The sequence below is a fragment of the Microvirga sp. Mcv34 genome (assembly GCF_024519725.1).
In the GTDB taxonomy this organism is placed as follows: domain Bacteria; phylum Pseudomonadota; class Alphaproteobacteria; order Rhizobiales; family Beijerinckiaceae; genus Microvirga.
The window spans coordinates 1-797 of sequence record NZ_JALJRK010000265.1 but is presented as its reverse complement, the minus strand read 5'-3'; the positions used below and the strand labels follow the sequence as shown (position 1 = coordinate 797).

Annotated in this window: 1 protein-coding gene; it reads left to right on the top strand. The window is 65.6% G+C overall.

Annotated elements, in window-relative coordinates; all coding sequences use genetic code 11:
• A partial coding sequence (locus tag OC446_RS30540) for an MBL fold metallo-hydrolase (protein ID WP_262032614.1) occupies positions 1–797 on the top strand: 797 nt, incomplete at both ends.

Sequence of the window (797 nt, the reverse complement as noted above, 5' to 3'; positions counted from 1 at the left end):
CGCACACGCCCTGCGTCGAGGTCCGATGCGGCGAGCGTCTCTTCATCCTCGATGCCGGTACCGGCCTGTCCTCCCTGGGCATGGAACTCGGTCAGAGCGCCCCTGAGAAGATCGACATCCTTCTCAGTCACCTCCACCTCGACCACATCAGCGGGCTTCCTTTCTTCAAGCCCGCCCTGCTCGCCAAGGAGCGCGTGATCCGCACCTATTGCGGTCATCTGGACGGCGAGAGCGCCATGGAGCCCTTGAGCAGGCTTTTCGCGCCGCCGCTGTTCCCGGTCCGTCTCGGTCAGCTTCCGGCCCGTTTCGAGTATCACGGCTTCAGGGCCGGCGAGCCGATCACGTTCGACGACGGGACACGGATCGAGACTCATCTCCTGAACCACCCCGGTGGCGCCACCGGGTTTCGCCTGAGCCACCGGGGCCGCAGCGTCTGCTACATCAGCGACGTGGAGCACAGCGATCCCTGGCCCGATCCTGGCCTTGCCGCCTTCGTCCGCGACGCGGATCTCATGATCTTCGACGGCATGTTCTCGGATGCCGAATACTCGTATTGCCGCGGCTGGGGTCATTCCACCTGGCAGAAGGGCGTGGAGCTCTCGAAGGCCGCCGGCGTGGGGGCGCTGGCGATCTTTCACCTCTATCCCGGCCACGACGACGCCTTCCTGAAGAAGGCCGAGGCCGAGATGCAGGCGGTGATGCCCACGGCCTTCATGGCCCGTGAACGCCAGTTCATCGCCTTCGAGCCCGTCGAGGAGACGGTTGCGGATCGGCCAGAGACCGCTAAGGTGCCCGCC